The organism is Endozoicomonas gorgoniicola, from assembly GCF_025562715.2.
Taxonomy (GTDB): Bacteria; Pseudomonadota; Gammaproteobacteria; order Pseudomonadales; family Endozoicomonadaceae; genus Endozoicomonas_A; species Endozoicomonas_A gorgoniicola.
In genome coordinates, this window is record NZ_JAPFCC010000001.1 from 4,554,408 (window position 1) to 4,580,094 (window position 25,687).

Here is a 25,687-nt window from a genome sequence, read left to right on the forward strand (position 1 = left end):
ATCAGGCGTTCAACGGTTGATGGGCATAATACTGGTTGACTCTGAACTGGCGAATCAGTGCCGCCGGGTCAATAACAATCACAACCCGACCATCACCCAGAATCGTGGCACCCTTCACACCAGACAAGGTGGCAAACTGAGGACCAGGATTTTTGCTGACAATGTCCCTTCTGCCAATCAGCTCATCCACCTGCAGGGCGTATTTCTGTCCACCCCGGTCAAGCAGAACCATATGACAAGAGGCTTCCCGAATCTCTGGTGCTGTATTACCGGTCAGTTGTCCCAGAGTTAGCACCTGATACTCTTCCCCTGCGAACTCAAGAGGCAGTAAGTCCTGAAAGCAGCTTAACAGAGTGTTTGCTGCAATGGTGGTGACGCCAGCAATAGATTGCAGAGGTAAGGCGTACAGGCTATCACCGGCCTGTACCACCAGAACACGGTGCATTGACAGGGTAAAGGGCAGCCTGAGCCTGAAGCAGCAGCCTTTACCACGGGTGCTTTCAATTTGCATACTGCCGCCCATCTGTCTTATTTCTGTGTTGACCCTGTCCAGCCCAACACTATGGGCTGAGGTGTCAGTGGTAGAGAAACCAGGCTCAAGAATTAACTGAATCAGGTCGGAATCAGGTAGCTGGTCATCGGGTGCGATCAGGTGCATTTCCACAGCTTTTGTCTGAATGGCATCGACATCAATACCTTCTCCATCGTCGTGTAACTCCAGAACAATCTCTGCACCTTCTCTTTTAACCACCAGTTCCAGCTGCCCGGCTTCGGTTTTTCCTGTGGCTCTGCGATCATCAGCGTCTTCAATGCTGTGACTGATTGCATGACGAATCAGATACTCAAGCGGTGAAAGAATCCGATCCAGCATGGTTCGATCCATTTCACCTTCTGCATTTTGAACGTTCAGCTTTACAGTTTTTTTCAGCTCTTCAGAAACCTGTGCTGTTATTTTTTTCAGCCTTGGCAGCAAGCGGGCAAACGACACCATTCGTGCCTGTATCAGTTTGTCCTGCAGCTGAATTTGTGTCCTGGACTGCTGCAGAAGGAGGGATTCGGTTTCACTGTTCTTGTCTGAAACAGCCAGCCGAAGGTCGGCAAGGTCTGTGGCTGACTCCATCAGTGAGTGCGACAGCTGAGTAAGCCCGGAGTAACGATCCATCTCCAGCGGATCAAAATCGGACGTGTGCTGTTCGCCTTCATAGCGGGACAGAATTTGAGTCTGGGTTTCCAGATCCAGGCGCCTTAACTGCTCCGTGAGCCGGCTGATGGTGGTTTCCATTTCATCCAGAGTATGACGGATTTCAGTCACTTCCTGCTCAATACGGGAGCGAGTAATGCTGGACTCACCTGAGAGGTTGATAAGGTGTTCAAATAACTCTGCAGAGACCCGAACCATCTCCCGGTTTTGTTTTAATTGTCGGGATACGGGTGAAGCGTGCGCGTCCTGTTGTATATCACCGGGTGGTTCGTCAACCGATGGTTGGGCAAGATAATCGGGCAGATGATGAACTTCATCTGTCGTCAGAAATTCAGGTTCAACGGTTAACGCTTCAGGCTTATCGCCCGTCGCATTTTGATGTTGCGCCTGCCATTCATTCAGTTTTTGTATATAAATGAAAGCGTCCGGAACAGGCTGATCTGCCTTAAGAGCCTGAAGCATCTGGTCAATATGGTTGTGGGAAGCCTGCATTAAGCCCAGGGGGATATCGGCTGTCCATGTTTGTCTGGTGAACAGCCGGGAAGCAATTAACTCGTAGACGCCCTCCAGGGCATGGCTGAGGTCTGCCAGATCAGGCTGCTCTGACATTCGCGCACCGCCTTTTAATGAATGCAGCAGACGCTGAAGTTCTTTGACGGGTTCCGGACTGGATGTTTCCTTAATCCAGTTTTTCAGAGCCTGGTGGGCATCTTCGCTGATCTCAAAAGCTTCATCGAGGAACAGGTCCAGCAGTTCTATTTCTTCAACTTCAATGTTGTGTTGAATAGGGTGGTCCGCAGCTGCTTTTACTGGCTCTTCATGCCTTTCCTCTTCATGCAGGAGCAGCGCTTCCAGGGCATGACGGAGCCCCGTGAAAACGGCCTGAGAGGGTTCGGGTGTCTGCTGTCCTGCCGTCTGGTTGAGCATATTCAGTAATGCGTCGAAACCGTTTGTCAGTGGTTTTACCAGTGGCTCTGGAAGAGTCGTTGCATGCGAATCCAGGTAGTTGCAGATGTCTTTTAAAATATCACTCAGTTCGGCAACGGGTTGCAGCTGCTGTTCCCGGCAGCGCTGACCCAGTGTGTCCAGATCTTTCAGCAACCGCTTCAGCTGAGAATGGTCAATGCCCTGCTGCCAGAGTTCAGGCAAGGTATCTGCCAGCAGCAGATACTCAAGCCCTTCAGCAGGCAGGAGGCGTTTCCCAGACTGGGCTTCGGACTGTGGAATAAGCTGTTGATGCAGTATATCCAGCCATGAAAGATAACCGTCACTGTCCAGGTATAACTCTGTCGGATTGTCAATGAGCTGGTTAAGGGCGTCAGCGATTAGCAGACAGCCTTCCTGCAGCGTTCGGGTTACTTCCTCATCAGCGGGAACATTGTGGCTTTTGAACTCTTTAACATGGTATTCCAGAGCATTAACCAGCTGTGCCAGCGTATCAAACCCGGACATTTGGGTAATACCCTTGAGGGTATGCAAAGCCCTATGGACGCTGTCACTAATCTGTAGAGGGTTGCCAGTGTTCCGGACGTTGTTAATGAACGTTTGAATGGTCTCCAGATGATCTCTGGCTTCAGTCTGGAATACCGTCAGGAGTTGATCTTCGTCGGAGGTAATACCCGTCGTTTCAAGCTGCTGTGGCGGTATTAATCCGACGGGTTCAGGCTGGTCGCTGATCACTTCTCCGAACTGGACTGCAATACTGTTATCGTCGTCTTCCTCAGGCGCATCGGGGTGTTCTGGTGCCAGATACTGTTCACCGTTAGCCAGGGCATCTGCCATTTCCATGCAGACCAGTACATCAGGAGTCAGAAGCTCGTTATCCTGGATGTAATCGTCCAGCAATGCCGGAAGCATGTTATTGGCTCTGGCAATCAGGTTCAGCATATCCGGATTAAATGCTGTGGTACCCTCAATCAGGCGATTGAGCATATTCTCAATCGACCAGGCCAGTTCGCCAATGACATTGGCTTCAACCATACGCCCACTGCCTTTCAGAGTATGAAATGATCGTCGTATATCAGACAGTATCGCCGGTTGCCGGTCTGCGGATGACTGCCACTGGGGGATAAGACTCGCCAGTTGTGCCTGAACGTCACTTGCTTCTTCCCTGAAAACCTCCAGCAAATCTTCATCGATCAGGCCTGTTGTTGCTGGCTCTGCCCTGTGTTTTTCAGGGGTGAACTCTATAGCACTATCCAGATCCTCAGGTAACTCAGGCAAAGACTCTGGCAGTTCTTCCTGTGGGTCATCAATCTGGAAAACAGCTTTTGATGAACGTTTGGGTTCAGTCGTGTCCTGTTCAATCTCAACCAGCGTCAGGTTGTCGGAGGTAAAAGCAGAGAGGTTATTCTCTACAGGTTCCGGAGTATAAGTTGCTATTCCGACCGGACCGGGAGTGACTGGAACTTCCAGCAGTTTCGACAGGCTTTCCTGAGCCGTTTCCAGAATGGTATCGGAATGGCCGGTGCCAGGATCGGCGAGTCGATCCAGATAGTATTCGATGGCAGTAACAACCTCTGCAGTATTCTCAAGCGCTTGTTTGTCAGGCAGGTTCCCCGGGTTTTCTATCCACTGGCTATTTATAAAGTCTGCACATTGACGGATAACGTCGGCAGCACTGGTAAAAGGGGTCATCCCAAGACCACCATAAGCGATTTGCAGAAGATCGCAGGCATTTCGCAGATAACTCTGGTCGAACTGATGGTCTACATACTCAGTAATGGCATCTTTGGTTTGTTCCAGGTTCTCACGCGTTTGTTCTATGACGGTGACAAATGCTTCATTCAGCAGAGGTGTTGAATCAGCCTGTTGTCCGTTGGCAAACTGATGAAGAACGGTTTCCAGTTTCAACAGTCCTGTTGCGATAGCCATAAGTGCCGTTTCGGCATCGCTACCCCGGGAGCTGAGTCTGGATTCAATCACATCATGAAGCTGTTGTTTAAATTGCAGAACCTGTTGCCCCTGCTCTTCCAGCCCCAGCATCGACAGAGTGCCGCTCACCTGCTGAATAATCGGGAGCTGGTTCTGGAGGATCAATGGGTCTGGCTCAGTAGCCAGCAGGTACAGGTCAAAGGCATCTTTGATGCCTGCCAGTTCATCATTCAAAGCTTGCATGACGGAGGGGGCTGCTTCGTTTCCAACAAAGGTGTTGCCTTCACTGTTATTCAGTGCTTCATGAAGTTTGTAGCGAGCTTTCATGGCACTGCCAAAGCTTCCATCGTCATCAGACAGGGCAATAAAATACAGTAATCCCCTGAATAACTGGTCGTCGGGTGTTGTATTGATAAACGACGGCCCTTTGATAACAAAAGATCTAAGCTGCAGGTCTACGGATCGAAGAAGATTGGTGATGTGCAGGGTTTGCTTAATGCTGTCATTCTGTAAACCTTCGACCAGAGCAATACAGGCTTCCCATAATGGACTCAGGGGGGCATCCCAGCATAGGTTCTGCAGTTTGGCGAAGATACGAGCCATAACTTGCAACTGTTGTTCTCTGTGCTGTTCACGGAGATAGGCAGCCAGTACAACCTGATATTTCTGTCGTATTTTAGGTAACAGGCTAGTGAGACCGGACTGTTTCAGCTTCTGGATCTGTTCATCACTGAGAGAAGGGGGAAAGCCGGATATTGGTGGATAGAAAAAGACAGCTCTGGATAATGCGTCTGCGCCGCGCAGGCTGCGCATTTTATTAATTAATGGCAGCAGGGGCATTGGACGGTCCATGCCGGAATGAACCGCCTGTTCTATATAGGCGGGGAGCTGCAGAATCGACTGCATCAGGCATTCGTGAACAACATCCAGATCCTGAACCGCTTTGCGACTCAGCGCCTCCAGCAGCTTTTTTAGCTCTTCTGCAAGCAGCGTTGCACCAACCTGTTGCAGCATTTTCAGAGTATTGTGAACCTGTCCGACCCGGTTCAGACAGGCTTCAAGGTGTGTTGGGTTGCCAGGGTCGCTCAGGTGCCTTTCCAGTGCCTGACGCGCTTCTGTCAGAACGCTGTTTATTTCCCCCCTGACACCGCCAGGTCCAGCATGGTTCTCGATAGCGCTCTTATCAGGAAGGCTCTTATCAAGATGGCTCTTATCAAGATGGCTCTTATCAAGATAGTTATTATCGGCATAGCCCTGTTGTTCTGCCATGAACGGCTCCGTTAAAAGCAACCTTAGCGTATTGTTGTCAACGCATCGTTTTCAGCATTTTGTGACTTAAGCGGTCGCGCTGAACTCATCATCGTCAATGTCCGGATTGATTTCAGTTCCAACAGACTGCCCGATAAAGGCCTCAGTGGATGAACCCAGTCCCGGGTCAGGGAGCCGGAAGCCGGAGACGGACTGACGCATTTCTACCGCCATTTCAGCCAGAGTCCCTACCGAATTCGCGGTTGCTGTGGTTCCGGAGGCGGTCTGGTTTGTGATGTCGCGAATCGTTAACATGCGCTGGGAAATCTGCGCAGCGGATTCTGTCTGGTCCCTTGCTGTGGCAGAGATATCCCTGACCAGTGCTGCCAGATTACCAGACACCTGTTCAATTTCTGCCAGCGCTATACCGGCGTCCTGAGCCAGTTGCGCACCGCTGACTACCTGAGACGTCGTCTGTTCCATAGACGTAACGGCTTCGTTGGTATCGTTCTGGATAGCGGTGACCAGTGTTTCCACCTGTCGGGTTGCACCAGACACCCGCTCGGCCAGACGCTGCACTTCGTCTGCCACTACCGCAAAACCCCGGCCCGTTTCACCCGCCATGGAGGCCTGAATGGCTGCATTCAGGGACAGTATGTTGGTCTGGTCAGCGATGTCATTGATCAGTGAGATGATGTTACCAATTTCCTGAGAAGACTCACCCAGTCGTTTAATTCGTTTGGAAGTGTCCTGAATCTGTTCCCGGATAATGTTCATGCCATTGATGGTGTTGCGCACCACCTGAGCACCGTTGGTTGCAATATCCACAGAGCGGCTCGCCACTTCGGCGGATTGAGCCGCATCCCTTGATACCAGACGCATGGATTCGGACATATCGTTAACGGATTGTGTGGTAATGCTGATTTCCTGAGCCTGGTTTTCAGCAGCCTGTGCCATCTCGATAGCCGTACTCTGGGTTTTCTGGGCAGAGTTGTCCACCTCAACCGCAGACTGGTTAATGGTTTTGACCAGGGCGCGAAGCTGCTCAATGGAGAAGTTGATAGAGTCTGCAATGGCACCTGTAAAGTCTTCTGTAACGGTGGCAGAAACGGTCAGGTCACCGTCTGCAAGGTCTTCCATTTCATTCAGCAGACGCATGATGGCTTTCTGGTTGGCTTCATTCTGAGCCCGGGTTTCAGCCAGTCGCAGCTGGGTGGCGCGGTTAATGCTTATGGCAACCAGCACCAGAGCAATAAAGGCCAGTACTCCAATAACAATCGCGAAGGTTTCATTAACAAAGCGGGACCGGGCTGTTTCTTCAAAGGTGTCCTGCAGGATGGAGGTCTGTTGTAGCAATTGTTGGGCATCGGTGAAAATCATGTTGGATGCCGCACGCACCCGGAACAACTCCGGCGAGATTTCCAGAATGTCGTCCACGCTGTTCTCTACAAAACTGAACAGGTCGGCAATTTCTGCAAGCCGGTCCAGCGCTTCATCGTCGGTGATCTGGTTGATGCGCATGGCCTGGTTTCCATACAGCATGCCTTCAAGAACCCGACCAAAAATTTTAGCGTCACGGTCAAAGGTATCTGCGGCCATAATCGCATCTTCACCACCGCGCAGTACCCTGGAAACGTTGGCCACAATTCTTTCAGCCAGCCATGGTTGGCGTTGTGCCAGGGCAACCTGGTCTGCCGGAGTACCGTTTTCCAGAAGAATATCAATAACTTCGTCGTATTCCACCTGCAGTTGTGGGATGGTGTCGCTGAGAGTGCCTGCCATATCGTGCAGGTTCAGAACGGTTTCTTCGGCAGCCAGAATGCTGTCGGCTTCGGTTCGCAGTTCTGCCCATGAGGCTTCAATGGATTTAAGCTGGCTCAGGGCTGAGATATCGCCGGGCTGCATATAGGGCGAAACGGTTACATCAGAGTCGTTCAGCGAATTGAACGTTTTGTCGAACTCGTTGCGCGCCTCCCTCAGCAGGGTAAAGGCTTCTTCCTTACCTTCGGCAGCTTCGGAAGCGTTGGTGGATATTCTCTGTGACAGTACCCGCAATTCACCAGAGCTGGAAATCAGTTGCTGGCTGAGGCTGTTTTCCTGGCTTATATAAACAAACGCAGCCGACATAACCACAAGCAATACGATTAACAGTGTGATAGCCCCGGCAGTTGCGCGATTGCCTGATCTCCTCTGGGCGCTGTCTGCATTGATGCCTTTCATTATTATTATTCCCGGTTATGTTATTCACTGGCCGCCATCAAAAAATCTGAATGGCTGACCAGTTTGTCGATGCTGAAAACTGGGTGGTTTTTTTCCTGGCTGTAACAACCTTCAATGAAATAGTTAACAGCTTCTGTGTTGTCAGCAGTGGTTGTCTGAGCTTCTTCAGTAAAACACTCTGGCGGAAACTGTACCATTCCCTGTACCTCGTCAACGATCAGGCCGACAACCAGCTGTTTCCGGTCGACCACCATAATTCGTCGTGTGGTTCGGTCTGATGGTGCCGGTAAACCAAGAAATTCTGGCAGGTCGATAATGGGAACCAGACGTCCACGGACGTTAGATACACCTTTTGCCCAGCTCTTTGTTCCGGGCAGCGGTGTTATATTCGGGACAGGCAGAATTTCGGTGACATCCCCAATACCTGTAACATAGCTCTGCTGGTTCATTCTGAAGCCTATACCCAACCACGGTGCCTTTTGCTCCCTGTATTCCGGAGGCTCTTTGGCATGCAGGATCACCTGGGTTTGTATCTGCTGAAGCAAATCAAATGGCTTTAAAACCGTTGGTTCGTCATTGCTTGCAGGTGCCTTTTCGTCTGTTGGTGTTGGCATGGCTGTTTCTTCGCTCATGGCTGCTTTTTCTGGGCTCATGGCCGTTAATCAGGCAGGTACCGGGCTGGTGACTTTTGTCAGTGTATTCAGCAGCACTTTTTCATCAATGGGTTTGGTCAGGTAGTCTTTTGCCCCCTGTCGAAGCCCCCATGTTTTGTCGGTTTCCTGATCTTTAGTCGTGATGATGATAATGGGAATTTGATGAGTTTCTGAGTCTTTAGACAGTTGTCGTGTTGCCTGGAAGCCGTTTAAACCCGGCATGACTATGTCCATCAAAACTGCATCCGGTTTTTCCCGCCTGCATAGTGCAACCCCATCGGCACCGTTTTCGGCGGTAATGACGTTGTAACCGTTTTTTTCCAGTATGGCTTTTAGGCGATACAGCTCTTTGGGCGAATCATCAACTACCAAGACATTGGTCATTTTGTCCCCTTGCTCAGGTTCACCTTATTATTTTTAATCAATCTGCCGTATACAGGGTACGGCTTCAGGTTAGCTGCCCTGCTATTCTGGTGTACCAGTATCTGCATTTTTTAGCACATAAGTGTTACCTGTGACCAGAGACAACCCGTGGTTTGTTCGCTTAATGAGGGTCAGAGCTAAAGGTTTCTGTTAGCCAGTCGATGCTGCCTGTATTCAAATCCAAACAAAATGGCAGGGAATGCTAATGAAAATGAGAGTGTCACTGGCAGCGGGAGTATTCCTGGGTTGCCTTTCAATAACAACTGCCAGCTCTGCTGAAACCCTTCAGGAAGTGCTGAACAAAGCGTTGAAAGCAAATCCTCAGGCGCTCGCCAGTCTGAACCGTTACCGTGCTGAAATGGAGAATGCAGACGCGGTCTGGGGAAGGTATTTCCCTTCAGTGGATATAACAACAGGGGTTGGCAAGCAGAAGAGATACGTTGATGGAAATACCATTAATGACAAAATGGTTACTCGTAAAGAGGCTTCTTTTTCTGTAAAGCAAAACCTGTTTTCTGGATTCAACACCAAAAACAGTGTTGATCAGGCCCGTCACAAGGCTAAAGCCGAATTACTGCGTTTGAAGAACACCCTGCAGGATGTAAGCCTGAAGATTGTCGATGCCTATCTAAAGGTTCTTGAACGCAGGGATATGATTGATCTGTCCATTGAAAATCTGAAAACGCACGATGTTATTTTTCAACAGATTCAGCAGCGTGCTCAGCAGGGGGTTGCCAGAAGTTCTGACCTCGCCCAGATTGAAGGACGGCGAGCCCGTGCCAATGCCAATGTCATCAATGCCCGTAATAACCTTGCGGATGCTGAAAGTGAGTTTATGGCTCTGGTAGGCTCTATGCCTGCCGATCTTGAACAGCCAGGCTCATGGAAACTAAAAATGCCAGAGTCGCTGGAAGCTGCCTTGCAGAGTGCGGTTGACTCTCATCCTAATGCCCTGGCATCAGCCCATGAAATCAAGGCTTCACAGTCTCAGTATGAATCATTGAAAAGTAGTTTCTATCCAACACTGGATGTGGAACTGGATCAAAGTTGGAAAAAAAATGTAGACGGCCAGACAGGCAGGGTTCGCGATGCAGCGGCAGTACTGAAATTAAGGTACAACCTCTTCAGAGGAGGGTCTGACAAAGCCCGCCTTGATGAAAGTGCCTACCGTGCTGAAGAAAGCCGGGCCCAGCGTGACAGAGTGCTGCGTACCCTCGAAGAAACCCTTCGGATAGCCTGGGCTGCATACGAATTCAATATGCAGCAGCAGAAGTTTCTGCGCCTGCACGAAGAGTCCAGCCGCGAGAGTGTTGAAGCTTATCGGGAGCAGTTCAATATTGGTAAAAGGACACTGCTGGACCTGCTGGACAGTGAAAATGAACTGTTTCAGTCCAGCCGCAGCCTGACCACAGCCATCTATCAGGAAGCCTTTGCCCGTTACCGGGTCTTTGCAGCCAGCGGAGAGTTGATGAACGTTCTTGAAATCAACATGCCTGCAGGCTGGGAGTAAAAAAGCTTTTACGATCAGTCATCATTACTTTGCGAAAGCCGGATCAATTGATCCGGCTTTTTCTTTTCATAGTGTCCAATCTTCTACTAGCCTTATCCTCCGAAGCAAAACAGCAGTAGGGCTGCCTGTTATCGGTAAGACTCTATCTGTTCACCATTTAAAGAATAAATTCCAGACAGGTAATTATGAGAACTGATGACGCTGACTTTATCTCAATTGCCTTGAAGCTGACTGCACGTCAGATACAAATTATTGAAGGCTTGCAGTACTTTGATGGCTTGCAACACAAGAGGGCTGTTTTATGAAAGTCGTTGTAGTAACAGCCTGTCCCACAGGTATTGCGCACACCTATATGGCAGCGGAAAAACTGACAGAAGCCGCTTTATCACAGGGACATGATGTAAAGGTTGAAACTCAGGGGGCGATGGGGATTGAAAATGAAATCACGGCTCTCGATATTGAAGAGGCCGACATCGCCCTGTTTGCCGTTGATATTGCCGTTGAGGGCGAGGATCGCTTTGGTGATCTGAAGGTTGTCAAAGTGCCTGTTGCTGAAGCTATTCGAAACCCGGACGCTGTGATGACCCAGCTGGGGCGGAGTGTGTCTGTATCCTGATTACAGAGGTGACGGTATTTTACTTTTCTGCTCACTGTTGCAGAGGTTTAGGGACGATTGTGATTGTCAATTATTAAAACAGAACAACAGGAGATGTCGTGGGCAATGAGCAGCAAGGAACTGGTTTTTACCTGTGAGTTGATTAATGGGCTGCACGCCCGACCAGCCAGTGCTTTCGTTAAGGAAATTCAGGCGTTCAGTGTTGAAGTAGTACTCGAAAACCAGCGAAATGGCAGGACTGCAAACGGCAACAGTGCTCTTTCTTTAATTTCTGCAGACATTACTCACCGTGACGTGTGTAAGCTGACCATCACGGGGGTTGATGCCAACCGGGCATTGGCTCGACTGCGATATTTTATTCAAAGAGTACTCCCCGGAAGTGACACTCCCGCTACCTCCGCTCAGGGGGCTTCCTATCTGCCCCCTTCGTTGCGAACTCTGAAAATGAATGTTGCGAAAGGGCATGCAACCGGGGAAGGCTGGGCCAGGGGGGCTCCAGTCTGTCTGAAAGAATACCGATTTTTACCCACCCAGGATCATGCCGTTTATGCCGGTGTGACCGGGGAACGGTTGCGGCTGATTGGTGCTCTGGAGCAGGTTCAGAAAAATCTTTTTCAGACGATCGAAACGACGGAGCTGGTTGCAGAACGTGAAGTGCTTGGGGCTCATTACACGCTTGCCTGTGACCCGGACTTTAAAAGAAGAATGCTTGACCATGTGAATAATGGCCTGTCGGTCGTAGAAAGTATTGAAGCCACACTGGAGCATTTTTCGCATGCTCTGAAAAGCGGCGACAGCACTTATCTACAGGACAGGGTGATTGATATCCGGGACCTGTGTGATCAGCTGATGCATTTTTCCTACGGCAGTGGTTGTTTGTATACCCCTGACGTTCTCAGCCAGCACAGTATTTGTCTTGCCGACAACCTGACCCCCAGCCAGTTTCTGGCCCTGGATCACCGTTATCTTAATGGCCTGGTGCTGGAGTCTGGTGGTAAGGCGTCACACACGGTACTGATTGCACAGGCGAGAGGTATTCCTGTTGTCGTGGGAGCGGAAGGAGCCAGAGAGCTGATGAATGCTTCCAGCGAAGTCATTCTGGATGCCGGGCTGGGCATACTGATTGGCGATCCTTCCAGAGAGGTTGGGCGGTATTATCAGCAGGAACGCCGAAAGCAGCAAAGAATGAATGAGCGCTATCACCCTTTTATTGGCAGGCTGGCTGAAACCCGTGATCATCAAAGGCTGGAAATAGGCGCCAATATCGTCGGGGTAGAGGATGCAGAGCAGGCTTTTGGGCAGGGTGCTGAGAGCATAGGGCTGTTTCGCACTGAAATGATTTACATGCAGAGAGAACAGGCTCCGGATGAAAAAGAACAGGTGACCACCTACAGTAAAATCCTGGCGCTGGCTGAAGAGCGTTCCGTTATTATTCGCACAATGGATGTTGGAGCGGATAAGCCTGTTGATTATTTTGAGCTGGAAGAAGAAGAAAACCCTTTTCTGGGTTATCGTGCTATTCGTTTATATCCGGAATTTCTTGATCTCTTTCGCATACAGGTTCGTGCCATTCTGCTGGCTGCCCGTGAAAAGTCTGTACTGGTTATGATTCCGATGGTCAGCTGTCTGGACGAGGTTCTGTGGGTCAGGGATGTAATCCACACTATTCAGGAAGAGATGGACCAGAACAATGAAGTCTATGGAGCCATCTGCCTGGGTATTATGCTGGAGGTTCCCTCAGCCTGCCTGATCATTGACCAGCTGGCACCCTGGGTCGATTTTTTCAGCATCGGCAGCAACGATCTTGCACAGTACTTTCTGGCAGCAGACCGGGACAATGAAAAAGTTGGAGATTTGTACAGCTATCTGCACCCGTCTTTCCTGCGTCTTCTGAAAATGGTAACGCATGAAACCCGACAGCATCAGCGCTGGACAGGTCTTTGTGGCGAGATGGCGGCTGATCTCGAAGCCTTACCCCTTCTGGTCGGTTTGGGGCTGGATGAAATCAGTCTGCCAGGTACTTTTATTCCCGCAATTAAAGAGAAACTCAGCCATCTGGACTCTTCAGAGTGCCGGAAACTGCTGGATCAGGCGATAGCCTGCAACGGTATTCAGGCGGTGCAGGCTTTACTGCGGGCATTTCGCTGCGATGTGACTTCCAGAGCCGTATTTGATCCGGCCATTGTCAACCTTGATTATGAAGCGCTCAGCAGGGAGGAAGCGGTTAAAGAATTGGTTGATATGATGTTGATGGATGGACGTTTATCGGATGGTTGTCATGTGGAAGAAGCTGTCTGGGCGCGTGAAGCCCTGTACCCAACAGGGATGGGGAGTGGAATTGCGATTCCCCACTTACAGTCTGAACATGTGTTGTGTCATTCCGTGGGCATTTTGCGGTTACGGGAGCCTTTGTGCTGGCAGGAGGGCAGTGAAGACGGAGTGAAAACAGTATTTTTACTGGCTGTTCCGGACTCAGGCACAAAAGATCAGCACATGAAAGTGTTTTCCCGGTTGGCGAGAAAACTGGTCAAACCCGAATTTATTGAGCGTTTTGACCAGTGTGACGATCGGCAGCAGGTCATTTGGTTGCTGGAAAAAGAAATCGAATTGTCAGATTGAATCCGGTGGTTTCTCAGAGTTGTGCCAGTTGTTTCAGGAAGCGTAGTTGTTCATCATTGTTCAGCTGTTCCAGGTGTTTGGCATAGGGGTTCTGGTCTTCTTCGATCCGCTCTCTGCTGTTTGCATCGTCTTCAGGTTGATAGCCAGCAGTGGGGGGAGGCATATCTTCTGCCCGGTTTACCAGACGGGCGGCCTTACTCATCTCACCTTCATTGGCCAGCAGCTTCCGCCATTGATCACAAAATCGGGTCGCTAGCTTTTTTTGTGCAGCGGGAACCGGATACCCTCTGTTGCTTTCAAGGCTATCGATATCAAAGTCATCTGAAAAACGCATATCTTCAAGGCGAATGACATCGCGCATAACTTTTGCTGCAAGGCTGTCCGTATGTCGGGTTCCTGCAACAATATCAGCAACAAAAGCGGCAACAGGAGGGGTTACACTCTCTGCCTGCAGAAGGAAGTTTTGACACTCCTCTCTGGCCCTGGGGTCTGCTTTCCTGTTCAGCAGGTCTTGCTCCGAAACGCCAGTAGACATAATACCCAACTGAATAAGCCGGATGATATCGGTACTTAAGTGTTTGGCTTCATCGTGATTAGAGAAGCGATGCAGGCTCATAAGTAGTTCGAACAGCAGGGCTTTGCGAGTGGTGTGGGCGTGGCGGTAACGAATATCTGAAGCCTTGTGCGATGGATCCCCAGCCTGCAGGGCAAACGGAGCAGAATTAAGAACGGAGTCAGGCTGTTTGGCAGGATCTATAAATATTCGATATTTATTTATTTCCGCCAGATAAGGTGGTTGTCCTGTCAGCCCCTCCGGAGAAATATCTGGTTTAGTATAATCTGGCGGCTCAGAACGCTCCGGGGGATTAGCACTTCCAAAAACAGGTTCACCAGCTTCAGGCTTGTGGGCGGGGTTTGGCTGATAGTGAAAGTTATCCTTTACTCGGGCAGGAGCAGGAGCAGGAGCTGGTTGAGAAGGTGTTTCGAGCTGCCTCTCAGGAGTCGTATTTGGTACACGGGTTTGAAGAAATTCAGTGATTGAAGTGGGTGCAAAACCTTTGGGAATGGGAGGTGTTGTCACTCCTGCAGCCTGAAGTTGCATTCCCAGCCCTGTGAGAGTTGCTTCTTCTTTATCAAGTTCCTGCCTGAATTTTTTGGTTCGTTCCCGATTATAGTGACTATCAATGGTTCTCATGCTCTCAATCAGTTGATGCCTGGCGTTTTCAGCTTTACCTGTTTGCTGTTGAAAGGCGTTGTCATCAGCAGGAACCAGACGATTCATGTCTCCGTTGTTATCAATGTGGATAATGATAAACGGAAGAGCATCCCGGGGTGATTCAGGTACGTTGAGGCTGTGGATTATGGCATCAAGATACTCAAGCATGTGATGTTGGGTACGCATGGCCTGAACGGTTTTCCACTGCCCGGCAAACGTGTTTTTTAAAAATTCAGTGTGCGCGGCTTCATTAATGACAGACGTTGAGGCGTGAGGGGAAACGGTACGCTCGCTGACTGTCTTCGTGACCGGCGATTCCGATGCCAAACCCGGAGGAGAGGGAATATGCCGGGTTCTTTTGGCAAGGGATGCCCCATCTGTATCAGGAGGCGTGGTTGCTGGTCGTTTGCTGTCGCGAGTCGACGGTGTGTAGGGGTGAGTCGGTACTCCTCTGGAGGGTTTTCCTGGTGGAGAACTCATAATCGATTAGTCCTTTTTACCTTTCATTCGTTGTACATTACTGAAGTGCTGATCTTCTGTTTCTTCGTACTGAATTTCTGAAAGGGTGACGTTCTCAATATGAGCCAGTGCTTCATCAAATCCAGCCTGAATAGCAGCGGCCAGCTCGTTTTTATCAGCCTTCGGATGTTTAAAAAAGCCGCCTCCTACCATAGGTGATCTCAGGACGGGTAGAACGGGAAGGTATTTAGCTTCAGCGTAGATATTCCAGGCATTCTGTGCTGCCAGAATATTGCCGCTGAACATTTTAATATCCAAAAGCCATTGTCGTTTACCATCCTCCGTATCAGGGTAGGAACCATCGGCACCATTGGGGGCAACAGCATAGATCATGGCACCGTTTGCCTGATCTCCCCCCGGAGGGGTATTGAAGACATCAATGAAAATGGTTCCCGTATTATCTGTGGCGTCTTGGGGTCTATAGATTGCAGCTCCCACTAATGCCGCATTCCTGTCAGGAAAATGATTCGGGTCAAAGGTGACAAAGCCGCCTTCAGGACCAGCCTTCTCGACCATGTATTCGTGAAGCGCTTTATAGCGCTTTGCTTCTGGTATCTGGTCCGAAAATTCACTGTTGATCCCTCCATGTCCGACAGCCAGGTCTGGATTGCCAGAGTTGACCGATGCAATCTTACCCCGGGCAGCTGGTTCAGAGGCGGTGTGGTAAATATTGGCAAAGCCTGTTGACGGAGAAGGCTGTAGGAATGTTGTCTCAACTTTCTGTAGTCCCTGACCGGTGGGACGAATCTCTTCAGCTACCTCCCCGGGTGAAACTGGTTTGGGTGGTTCTGCCTTTGGACGTTTTCTCAATCTTTGTTGTGGCAGTTCTGACGGGTCAACATCATCCGGCAAGGTTCTTGTTGCTGGCTGACTTTTTTGGGGGCCCAGTGGAGCAGGTGGGTCGGGGAACAGTACAAACTCACCTTCTTCGATCGTGGAGCTGTCAGCCGTCGCGCTTGCCGGTTGCGTGGATGGTGTTACGTTTAGCAGTGAACTGAAGGCAAACATGATAGGTGTGTAGGGTATTTCAGGTTCCGGGATGTCGACCTGGTTTAATTCATTTCGACAGGCTTCCAGTCTGGCTTCTGCTCTCAGGGCTTTTTCACCAAGCACTGTTCCTTTCGAGCCTTTGTAATGCTGATCGATAGCGTTGAACTGCTCTGCAAGCCTGGCTTTGAGAGCCTGATATTTTTCTTTGTTTCTTTTCAGTTCCGGATCGGGGGGAATAAGCCGGACCTGTTTGCCACCGTCATTCACAAGAATGAAGAACGGAGTGTTAACAGAGGTCTGCTCCGGTTGTTCCAACTGTTGCAGCAGCCTCGGAATCGAGGACACAAAGTTCACCTGAGCCCTAAGCTCCCTGACTTCGTGTGTCTGGTTTGTGAAGTTCTGTATGGCTCGTTGTGGTGCGTTGACGTTGACTGCAGGTGTAACGGTGGAGAGGGTGCGGCCTGCAATTGGCTTTCGTGGAGGTTGTAAAGCACTGGGTGGTGGCGGGGGAAAAGATGACTCTGCTGATACTGTGGTCACTTCGTCACCATTCTTTACCCCGTGCGAAGGTGGCGACGACGGGGGAGGTGTTAACAGGCCGTCGGCAGTGTATGGAGTACCTCCAACTGAAGAGGAGTCGCTGGAACTCATAAAGTTATCCCAAAGAGAGGGTTTATTGACTGGTTATCGGTCAGGTTTGGGGTTTGTAAATGCTATTCCGTGATAACGGTTCTGGCTCCTTCCGGAATCAGCGATTTAAACTGTTGCCAGATGTTGGTTGTGGCCATACTTTTCTCTTTATTCGATTGTCTGGAACCAGGAGTCATGCAACTCAAGCGAGCTTATAAAACAACAAGTGCTTTCCCGACAAAAGCATTGCAGCTCCATCTTGATATGGTGAGGCTTTGCAGCTGTCAGCAACAGCCGGACATCTTGCACTTTATGCCCCGGTAAATCTGACCGGACGTCATAACTTCGTATTTTAATGCCTCCGATGGTAACGCCTCCCTGTACGGCATGCCATGCGTCCAGCAGTCTTTGCAGGGTTGCCGGTACAAATGACACCTTGAATAAACCAGGCAGATCACTGTCTTCATTGACACCTCCATGTATGGAGATATTGGTAAAATCCAGTTCCCGACAGTATTCTTGCCTGACTTGCCGTTGATCCTTGAGTTGATACATTGGGAGCGTCCTTGAGTGGGTAGTTGGCAACAACTAATACTTTAGTCTAATAATGCCGTTCCAACTCCAGCCTCTGCGTCACCTTCCCACCTGAAGACCCTATGCTGGTCGCCAGACACAAGGCTCGCCAGTTGTTATTCGTCCCATTCAGGAGTGAGTCCCGCACTTCGACCAGCTGCCCCGGCTCCACCAGTCCCGGTGCCGTGTTGCTGTCGGTCAGTGGGATCTCGATGGTGGTGACGCTCTGGTTTCCCCCTTTGGCCAGCTCATTGCGGCCTCGCTCGGTGTTGACCTGGGTTTCTGTCAGCCAGTCTTCCAGAATATCCGGTGCCGGATCGTTGCCTGCTGACCCTTGCCGCTTGACGTTGACGGCGACTCCGGCATGGGTGCCTGAAACATAAACAGCGTTGTATTCCGGCTCGGGTCGCCAGCTGGCGTTCAGGCTGACCATCAGGCTGGCGGGTATGATTTTATCCATGGTGGCATCGTTCCACTTCCAGGGGCTGGCTGGGTAGCGGGGCTGGCTCCACCAGCTGCAGGATTTCCTCGCCCTGAAGTTTCTGTTTTGCCCAGGCTTGCCCCAGTGCCAGGGATATTCCGTTCAGCCGTTCCATGCCGCCACCGAGTTTGGAGGTCTGGTCGACGATGGCCTGCAGCGTGCCGTCCATGGGGTCAAGGCCGAAGTTCTTCAGGGCGGTGAAGGCATCGGCTACCTGTTGCCTATGCTCCGCAATCGGGCAGTGACTTTGGTAAGGGTGTCTTTGGCGAGATCCCTGGCTCGGATAACAATATTCAGTACGCTGTTGCTGCTGGCCATTGTGTTCGTCTTCCAATTATTAATTTCTAATTTTTAGAAGTTTTTGAAAGCTGGCACATTCAAGAATTTTCCATATGCTACTTTTAAAAGCCAAAAGGAAGGCAGTAAAAATATGAATAAAAATGAATTGTTTTTTTGTGTTTTTGTCATCCTGTTTTCGATAACAGGTTTTGCGGGTGTTAATTGTGAACAGTGTGGGCATGAGTATGAAGGAGAAAGTTGTCCGTATGAGGAGCAGCACCTACTTTTGCTTGACCAACTAGATGCACTTATAGGTAGTGATAATGAAAGTACCTCAGAAGCTTGCTCGATGAATAGTGGTGATAGCTTTAACCACTTTTACCTCGATCCGGGTTGGGGTTCACTGCCCGTGGTGACTTACTTCCCGAATGGGAATTCTGTTATGTTACTTAATGCAGCTCCCCCAAAGTACAGTGAGTATGATTCAAAACAACTATATAATTCTTTTAAACTTAAAGCTGACAGATATTGTGAAGGTTCTTTGGAATGGATAAGTGTCTGGCAAGAAGCATACGCATTTGCAATGGCAGATTCCTACAATATCAATTACCTTTTTTTGGGAGTGACAGCACTAGCCAAATTACAAAGATTCAATGAGGCTCTGAATTTGCTTGAATATATAAAAACTCATCCTGTCTCACAAATAGATGCCAAAGTTATTAAGCGTATTATTAAGCAAGAAAATTTCATTTACCACTGTATTGAAAAGTATGACCATAATTAGGGTGGTTGACTTTTAGTTGTAGTAAACCAAATTATAAAGGCCACTTACATTCTCAATAAATAATAGTGGCCACATATGGACATCTACTAATCAACCTCCTAACACCTGAGTCATTTTCATAAACTGCGAGATACCCGATCCGGTTTTGGTACTGTCCCGCAGCACCTCAAATTCCATACTCACTTCTGCAAACTCATCATGGTTCCGCACCGGCAGTTCCAGCCATTGGGCGGGTAGTGGGTTTGCCAGAAAGGGTCATCGACGGGGCGAACCGTACCGTTCCACTGCTGATGCTCCGGGCGGGTACGGCTGTCTTCCACGGCGTCATAAATCAGAAACGGGGCGGTTTCCCTGTTGGCCTCGATGCTTTGCCACTGCCCCACGGCATAGGCACTTTGCAGGTTGGTGCGGAAGATGTTTTCCAGCCGGGAGGTACTGCCCAGCTCGGCTTTGGTGACTTGTCCGGTTAGTGGGTCAATAATATCTTTCTTACCCCACCAGCCAGCCTTCTGAAGTTTTGGGATCAGGTCTTTCTTGAAGTCCGCCAGCGTCAGCCCTTCATCCACCACCTTCCGGCTTTGCTCCTGAACATAAGACAGCAGATCGTTATCCATCATCTTAGCGACGGTGTAGGCAGCGTCGTTTTCTTCACCGATCATGTCCAGCCAGCTGAATGAGGTTTTCAGCCCCTTGCCCTGGAAGTGCTTGATGGCCTGCTCGGGCTTGAGGTCGAAGGCGGATGAGAGTTCGAAGAAGTTGTAGATTTCTGTGGACATAAAAAAAGCTCCTTGATATCAGGAGCTTCTTTGTCTTTGTGCTGTTAAATCAGTCAGGCTTGTTCCGCAGAGTGGTATCTATTGCCAATCAAACTGGTAAGAATGTTGTAATCCTTTGAATCAACACATCCGCTGGTATATCCAGTCCATTATGAAGCCTGCGGATCATAGCCAGACTCAGTGGGCGCTTTTTGTACCTTACTGGCAGAACCAAAAAAAGCTTCATATCCTTTTGGGTTAGTCCTTGCTGATCCATGCGGAACTTAATGGCATCAATTGGATCAGGCTTGTCCATAGGAAAATGGACAGATTCATATTGTTCAATGAGCAATGACAATACTTCCAGTTCATTATCTTCATCAGAATCTTCAGCGTGGTCAATATCCATTAGAGCCATGAGGCGCTCCATGGCATCAGCATGATCTTGTTTTGTCTTTATGACTTTGATCGCAGACATCACTTATCCTCCTGTTAAAAGTTTTTTTTGCTCAGGAATGCTACTGATCGTTCGTCATTTTGAGAAGCGACTTCAGCTCCCAGCCAGAGATTCATACTTTAAGTTACCGACAAACAAACTGAACTATGTGCCGAGATTCAGAATTAAAATCTGCCTTTGTTTCTGTGTTGCTCAAGAAATGATATGTTTGGCTCATACATTTTAGGCATTTTTATTTTCTGCCCCTCTTTTTTCAGGAAGTATTCAGACACACTCTTACTAGCAAAATGATCCCTAATGTCCCTTGATAGAATCAGCCGATAGTCCTCATCAAAGCTGATTAGGTTCCGGTCGAACGCTGCGTCATAAGTTGCAGACAAGCATAAACCATTGCTTGGATTCATCCGGTTATCTTTATCTTCAGCCCAAGGCACAATATGGCTGGCACGATTAACGGCGGGAATATCTAGCCCTGTGATACAACAACTGCCCTCGTATATCTCCAGAATCATCTTTCTGAATACATTCTGGTTACTTCGAACAGTGACAGAGCGAGTAACGTCCGTACCTACCATATTCTCATAGTCATTCTGCAAGAAAGCAGGGATGGTCACATTTTGGTTTAACCTACTGGCTAAATCTGTGGCACTTCCTGAATGCTGGTGAAAACTTCTTAAAAGGTTCTGTTCGTGCAAGTGCTCCACAAGAAAGCGCTGGTAACTTTTTAAAGCGGCAGAGCAATAGCCCCTTTGTAAGTAACTTCTGGGGATACCCTCAATATTCCAGATGCTTCTGTTGCCTTTTCTCTGCTCCTCCAAGACTTTCAATCGCAACTCTTCGAGGCGGTCGATAGAAGACATTTCCCAAATATTGATACAGTCAAAAAAGCCCTCTGGTTTCTGCATGAGCATTTGGCTCAGAAGGTCGAGTGCTCTGATATAGGATGTGGCTTTACCGCTCCCCTCGATGTTTGAGGCGAACATGTAAGTTTGATATGCACTTTTGCTCATGGTTTTCTCTTGATCTGTGTATCACATGTCAATTATGCACTTGTGAAATCTGGATGAAAGAAGCCAAGGCAGCTCTGTTGCGTACTCAGGCTGAATAGCTAAGTCTTCTCAAGCAGTTTGCATAGGGTTTGTCCCTGTCAAAAATTTTGACAACTTCAAACGAAATATCTAACTTTGCAGACAACACACCCGCCATGCCTAGGTTGACTTTGGTCTTCAAGCGCAAATCGAGCGGGTTTTTTATGCCCGCCTGTTGTGAGAATAAGGAGCGGGTCTAGGAGCCTGACCGAGAATAGGATTTATCTGATATAATAGCGTTCAAAACGCAGCCCTGATGAAGCCTGATGTCGCCACCACCAAAATTCAAGGATAGCCCTGTTGAGTTCGACCAGCACCTGCTGTTTCCAACCAACATCTTTGATCTTCTTCCCAAAGATCATGACTGCTACATCTATGAGACCATCTTCCAGAACATTGATACCTCGGAAGTTGAAAAGCAGTACCATCACCTTGGACAGCATGCCTACCCACCCAAGCTGATCGTAGGTATCCTGATCTACGCCTACAGTCATGGTGTATTCAGCTCCCGTGAAATAGAAAAACGGTGTCGGCAGGACTTGGCATTCATGTACATCTCTCAGATGAATTGCCCAAACTTTCGGGTCCTGGGGGACTTCCGCAAAAACAACCTGTCGTTTTTTCATGACTGTTTCAAACAGTCCGTCAAGCTGGCGATGGAGCTGAAACTGGCATCGCTTGGGCATATCAGCCTGGATGGTTCGAAATTCAAAGCCAACAGTTCAAAGCATAAGGCCATGAGCTACGGCCGGCTTAAAGCCAAAGAGGCAGAACTCAGCGCTGAGGTTGATGAACTGATCAAAAAAGCCAGCCAGTGCGATCAGGAAGAAGACGACGCCTACAAAGAAACCAATGGCTACAGTATTCCTGAAGACCTCCTGTTTAAAGAAGAACGGCTGAAGAAAATTAAGGCTGCTAAAAAAGCACTGGAAGAGCGTGAGAAAGCCCTCAATCCGGACGAGCCAATAGACGACAAGAAACAGATTAGCTTTGCAGACCATGATGCCCGGATGATGAGCAAGAAGGGGTACTGCGAATACAGCTACAATGCTCAAATTAATGTAGATGCGGATCACCAGATCATTGTCGGCCAACACATCAGTCAACGCGCCAACGACGTACAGGAAGTAGAGCCTGCTCTTCAGGCTTTGTCAGAATCTACCGATGGCGCGGCTGTGGATAAATGGAGTATGGACAACGGCTATTTTTCAGGGCCAAATCTGCACACCTTGGATAAACATGGAATAGACGGTTATATCGCTACTGACAAGGAAGAAAAACCGGCTGTTACGGACCTTGAAAATACTGATCGAAAATTTGTCAAAGCGGATTTTACATACAATATTGAAGCTGACGTCTTCATCTGTCCGGCTGGGGAAAAATTGGTTACCAATCCAGCCAGTAAAGCTAAGAGGAAAGGCTACCGGGCAAACAAGGAAGTATGCCGAGAGTGCGCTTACCGCTCCAGATGCAGTGGCTCCAAGAAAAGTGCAGGCAAGGTAATTCGCACAGACAAGTTTGAAACTGCACGACAAGCCATGAATAAAAAAATGGAAACAAGCGAAGCGAAAGCGGTATACGAACGTCGCAAAGTAATAGCGGAACCGCCGTTTGGTCAGATAAAAAACTCTGGATTCAGGAGTTTCAGTCTGCGCGGGAAAGAGAAAGTGGAAGCAGAGTTTTCACTGGTATGCACAGTGCATAATTTCAAAAAAATTGTGAAGAAAGCTTTAACGGGGTCACTCCGTCTTGAGGATTTAAAAAAGGTTGAAAAAGCGGCATAAAGGTAAAGAAAAGCTGTAAATTGGCAAAAATGAGCAAATCAACCTCAAAAAGTGGTTGTTTTTTGCTCATTTTGAATTTTGCGAAACCTTTAGGAGGACTGCCTAAGCTATTCTCGGTCAGGCTCCTAGCAACTTGCATAACCGCACAATGAAAGACCTGACCTTATTTTTTCATTTTTTGTTTTGCGACCTTAATTTTTGCACCGGTGTGGTGTGGGGAGAGCTGGAGAAAGACCAGCTCTTATCCGATTTATGCGCTGGTTAACCTAATTGGATATTCTTTATCTTGTACACGAACTCTGGCTTATTTGCATATTTTAATGCTCTATCCCAGAGTGGGCGAGTTCGGTCATTGAGATTTTTTGTTAATGCTTTTATCTCTTGTGGTGCATCATCACGGAAGAAATTCTGGTTCTTGCGATTTTTATCATAGCTCACGTCAGAAATCTTAAATTTAATTCCCTGAACTCTCTTTTGCTTTTGTTGCTCTATATCCAGGTGTGCTGTTTCCCAAGTTATTGCTCGGATTGCCAAATAATACTAACGTTCATTCAACTTCCCATTAAAAGTGAATTTAGATTTTGGAGGATATTTTGGCTTCAGCTTTCTCTTAAATAAAGAGTCATGAACAAACCTGAAATGAAGATCATTATCTGACATGTCATATCTACGGCAATCAGAAATATCAACCCAATGCCCCTTTGATTTCTGAAGATGTTTTTTAACAAATAAAACGGCAATAGCCTCTTCAGAACCGGCATACTCAAGGTACTTGTTTAATAGCTTTTCATTCATAAATCAAAATACAACCTTTGCTTTAATGGAACTCTATCTCAATGTTGGAAGCGAATAACGCCAAAATCAGGTGCGCCGAAGGCGTCATCTGGATTTTTTTGGTACGCCCGGCATGGGCATGAACTTATGGGGTGAAAGTCCCCTGTGGGTAAACCAGCATCGGATCTGGAGCCGAATAAGCCCACCGATGACAACCACTAGCTTAAGGCAAGTGCAATCTCGCGAGGGATTGTGCGGAGGCAGTCTGACTGCAAAAGTGCGAGCCGACGGACAGAAATCGTATACAAGGCCGAGTCTCGTGGGCGAGTGAGCCAAGGATCACAAAGCCCTCTGGTTTGAGAGATACGGTAAATGCGGCGGTTGTGTACTGAAAGTTCATGCTCTTATCCGGGGAGGTCTGTTCAACATGCGATTGGTCAATCCCAGTTCTCAGCCACTGGTTACAACAGGCTCGGCGGACAGGGTTCATCACCCTGTTCGAGCAAACCCGATGACCACCAATAGCGCCTGCAGAAGTAATTCTGTGTGGTGATTGAACAGAAGTCAGCAGACGTCATAGTAGTTGTTCGACAGAAGTCGTTAATCCGATTGGAAGTCGTCAACGAAGGACTGAACACCGACGAAAAGAGGAGACTGATTCCCTCAACACAGTGCAGCCGTCCGGCGACTCACTGGAGTTGGCGAAAGAATCTTTAACCAGCTTTGAACCACGATCTACTGAGTTGCGCACTGGAACCTGCCAATTTGCTGAAAGCATGGAAACAAGTCAGAAGTAACAAAGGAACTCCCGGAATAGATGGGATCACCATTGAAGCCTATCCTGACTTTGCCCGTCAGCGCTGGCCTTCAGCGCGCCAAGCCTTACTCAATGGGACTTACAGACCATCTCCCGTCCTCCGGGCTGTTATAGAAAAGCCCGATGGTGGAGAACGGTTGCTGGGCATCCCGACAGTCATGGATCGAGTGATACAACAGGCCATTGTGCAGGTATTATCACCCATCTTTGACCCTGACTTCTCTCCCAGCAGCTTTGGTTACAGACCGGGAAGGTCTGCACAAGATGCTGTACAGCAGGTTAATCGATACATTAAGCAGGGGCTGCATCAGGCGGTTGATGTTGATCTGAGTAAATTCTTTGACACAGTCAGCCACGATGTTCTTATGTCGAGAGTCTCTCGAAAGATTCACGACAAGCGTCTGTTGAAGCTGATTGGCCGCTACCTTCGTGCTGGCGTCATGATTGATGGGCAATGCTACCCAACCCGGGTAGGTATGCCACAAGGCGGTCCACTTTCACCGCTGCTGTCGAATGTCCTTCTCGATGACCTGGACAAGGAGCTGGAGTACCGGGGGCATTGCTTCGCACGCTACTGCGATGACTTTGTGATCCTTGTTGGCAGCCAGCGAGCTGGGGAGCGAGTGATGGAAAGCATCACAAGTTACCTTGAGCGCAAGCTGAAACTGAGGATAAACCCGACAAAGAGCAAGGTGGTGAAAGCTACCGAAGCTGAGTTCCTGAGTTTTACCTTCACAGGGAAGCGAATCCGCTGGTCGGAGAAGAGTCTGAACCGTTTCAGGCGGAAAATCCTGAAACTCACTGGCCGAAGCTGGGGAGTATCGATGGAATATCGCTTGAAGAAGCTGACCGAATATATCCGGGGCTGGATGGGTTATTTCAGGATAACCGAATATTACAGTCCCATACCGCGACTGGATCAATGGATACGTCGGCGGATTCGCTGTTGTTTTATCAAGCAGTGGCGAAAGCCGAAAACCCGTTACAGAAATTTAATCAGGTTAGGTGTTGATCACATCAAGGCCGCCTCGATTGCAGCCAGTAGCAAAGGGTATTACCGGCTAAGCAAAACCTATGCGGCACAGTTAGCATTAAACGACAGTTCTCTCAGTAAACTCGGGCTTGTTTCCCTGAAAGATTTGTGGATCAGGTTTCACCATCCTCGGTGAATCGCCC

20 protein-coding genes are annotated in these 25,687 nt (G+C 48.8%); 6 read left to right on the forward strand and 14 right to left on the reverse strand.

Features of this window, described 5'->3' with window-relative positions; genetic code table 11:
* Position 1: 1 nt before the first annotated feature.
* The 4 genes from NX722_RS20435 to pilH form a co-directional block, all read right to left on the reverse strand.
* Complete coding sequence (locus NX722_RS20435; RefSeq protein WP_262564701.1) at positions 2 to 5,344, reverse strand: chemotaxis protein CheA; 5,343 nt, start codon at positions 5,342 to 5,344, stop codon at positions 2 to 4.
* Positions 5,345 to 5,410: 66 nt separating this feature from the next.
* Positions 5,411 to 7,543 carry a methyl-accepting chemotaxis protein gene (locus tag NX722_RS20440; protein ID WP_322740943.1) on the reverse strand — a complete coding sequence of 711 codons (2,133 nt, stop codon included), beginning with the start codon at positions 7,541 to 7,543 and terminating at the stop codon, positions 5,411 to 5,413.
* Between the two features lie 20 nt (positions 7,544 to 7,563).
* Entirely contained in the window at positions 7,564 to 8,175 is a 612-nt protein-coding gene (locus NX722_RS20445; RefSeq protein ID WP_262564702.1) for a chemotaxis protein CheW, read from the reverse strand.
* Between the two features lie 30 nt (positions 8,176 to 8,205).
* On the reverse strand, positions 8,206 to 8,580 hold the full coding sequence (pilH, locus tag NX722_RS20450; RefSeq protein WP_262564703.1) for a twitching motility response regulator PilH: 375 nt from the start codon (positions 8,578 to 8,580) through the stop codon (positions 8,206 to 8,208).
* A 244-nt stretch (positions 8,581 to 8,824) separates the two neighbouring features.
* Here pilH and NX722_RS20455 point away from each other — a divergent pair, with 244 nt between their 5' ends.
* From NX722_RS20455 to ptsP, 3 genes are all read left to right on the forward strand, one after another.
* Entirely contained in the window at positions 8,825 to 10,129 is a 1,305-nt protein-coding gene (locus NX722_RS20455) for a TolC family outer membrane protein (protein ID WP_262564704.1), read from the forward strand.
* Between the two features lie 301 nt (positions 10,130 to 10,430).
* Complete coding sequence (locus tag NX722_RS20460) at positions 10,431 to 10,745, forward strand: PTS fructose transporter subunit IIB (protein ID WP_262564705.1); 315 nt, start codon at positions 10,431 to 10,433, stop codon at positions 10,743 to 10,745.
* Between the two features lie 105 nt (positions 10,746 to 10,850).
* Positions 10,851 to 13,364, forward strand: coding sequence for a phosphoenolpyruvate--protein phosphotransferase (ptsP, locus tag NX722_RS20465; protein WP_262564706.1), 2,514 nt, complete (start codon positions 10,851 to 10,853; stop codon positions 13,362 to 13,364).
* Positions 13,365 to 13,377: 13 nt separating this feature from the next.
* On the opposite strand, the gene NX722_RS20470 is transcribed toward ptsP, so the two are convergent.
* From NX722_RS20470 to NX722_RS20490, 5 genes are all read right to left on the reverse strand, one after another.
* Entirely contained in the window at positions 13,378 to 15,060 is a 1,683-nt protein-coding gene (locus NX722_RS20470) for a hypothetical protein (RefSeq protein WP_262564707.1), read from the reverse strand.
* A gap of 6 nt (positions 15,061 to 15,066) precedes the next feature.
* Positions 15,067 to 16,740: a hypothetical protein gene (locus tag NX722_RS20475; RefSeq protein WP_262564708.1), complete on the reverse strand. Its 1,674-nt coding sequence runs from the start codon at positions 16,738 to 16,740 to the stop codon at positions 15,067 to 15,069.
* A gap of 147 nt (positions 16,741 to 16,887) precedes the next feature.
* Positions 16,888 to 17,274, reverse strand: coding sequence for a hypothetical protein (locus NX722_RS20480; protein WP_262564709.1), 387 nt, complete (start codon positions 17,272 to 17,274; stop codon positions 16,888 to 16,890).
* Positions 17,275 to 17,320: 46 nt separating this feature from the next.
* The gene (locus NX722_RS20485) at positions 17,321 to 17,752 is read right to left on the reverse strand and encodes a hypothetical protein (protein ID WP_262564710.1); all 432 of its coding nucleotides are present in this window, start codon (positions 17,750 to 17,752) and stop codon (positions 17,321 to 17,323) included.
* Positions 17,745 to 18,107, reverse strand: a complete 363-nt coding sequence (locus NX722_RS20490) for a tape measure protein (protein WP_262564712.1) — start codon at positions 18,105 to 18,107, stop codon at positions 17,745 to 17,747. The genes NX722_RS20485 and NX722_RS20490 overlap by 8 nt, the downstream gene beginning before the upstream one ends.
* A gap of 96 nt (positions 18,108 to 18,203) precedes the next feature.
* On the opposite strand from NX722_RS20490, the gene NX722_RS20495 reads away from it, so the two are divergent.
* The gene (locus NX722_RS20495) at positions 18,204 to 18,836 is read left to right on the forward strand and encodes a hypothetical protein (protein WP_262564713.1); all 633 of its coding nucleotides are present in this window, start codon (positions 18,204 to 18,206) and stop codon (positions 18,834 to 18,836) included.
* 179 nt (positions 18,837 to 19,015) lie between these two features.
* Here NX722_RS20495 and NX722_RS20500 read toward each other — a convergent pair whose 3' ends face one another.
* From NX722_RS20500 to NX722_RS20510, 3 genes are all read right to left on the reverse strand, one after another.
* Positions 19,016 to 19,612, reverse strand: a complete 597-nt coding sequence (locus NX722_RS20500) for a phage head morphogenesis protein (protein ID WP_262564714.1) — start codon at positions 19,610 to 19,612, stop codon at positions 19,016 to 19,018.
* Between the two features lie 88 nt (positions 19,613 to 19,700).
* Positions 19,701 to 20,069, reverse strand: coding sequence for a helix-turn-helix domain-containing protein (locus NX722_RS20505; RefSeq protein WP_262564716.1), 369 nt, complete (start codon positions 20,067 to 20,069; stop codon positions 19,701 to 19,703).
* A gap of 143 nt (positions 20,070 to 20,212) precedes the next feature.
* A complete protein-coding gene (locus NX722_RS20510; protein ID WP_262564718.1) occupies positions 20,213 to 21,058 on the reverse strand; it encodes an HNH endonuclease in 846 nt (281 codons plus the stop codon).
* Between the two features lie 344 nt (positions 21,059 to 21,402).
* Here NX722_RS20510 and NX722_RS20515 point away from each other — a divergent pair, with 344 nt between their 5' ends.
* Positions 21,403 to 22,920, forward strand: a complete 1,518-nt coding sequence (locus NX722_RS20515; RefSeq protein ID WP_262563985.1) for an IS1182 family transposase — start codon at positions 21,403 to 21,405, stop codon at positions 22,918 to 22,920.
* A 261-nt stretch (positions 22,921 to 23,181) separates the two neighbouring features.
* Here NX722_RS20515 and NX722_RS20520 read toward each other — a convergent pair whose 3' ends face one another.
* Together NX722_RS20520 and NX722_RS20525 are read right to left on the reverse strand one after the other, a co-directional pair.
* Positions 23,182 to 23,454, reverse strand: a complete 273-nt coding sequence (locus tag NX722_RS20520; protein WP_262564719.1) for a hypothetical protein — start codon at positions 23,452 to 23,454, stop codon at positions 23,182 to 23,184.
* Positions 23,455 to 23,460: 6 nt separating this feature from the next.
* Positions 23,461 to 23,715 carry a hypothetical protein gene (locus tag NX722_RS20525; RefSeq protein WP_262564720.1) on the reverse strand — a complete coding sequence of 85 codons (255 nt, stop codon included), beginning with the start codon at positions 23,713 to 23,715 and terminating at the stop codon, positions 23,461 to 23,463.
* A 702-nt stretch (positions 23,716 to 24,417) separates the two neighbouring features.
* Between NX722_RS20525 and ltrA the strand changes: the two genes are divergently transcribed.
* The gene (gene ltrA / locus NX722_RS20530) at positions 24,418 to 25,680 is read left to right on the forward strand and encodes a group II intron reverse transcriptase/maturase (protein ID WP_262564722.1); all 1,263 of its coding nucleotides are present in this window, start codon (positions 24,418 to 24,420) and stop codon (positions 25,678 to 25,680) included.
* The last annotated feature ends 7 nt before the right edge of the window (positions 25,681 to 25,687 follow it).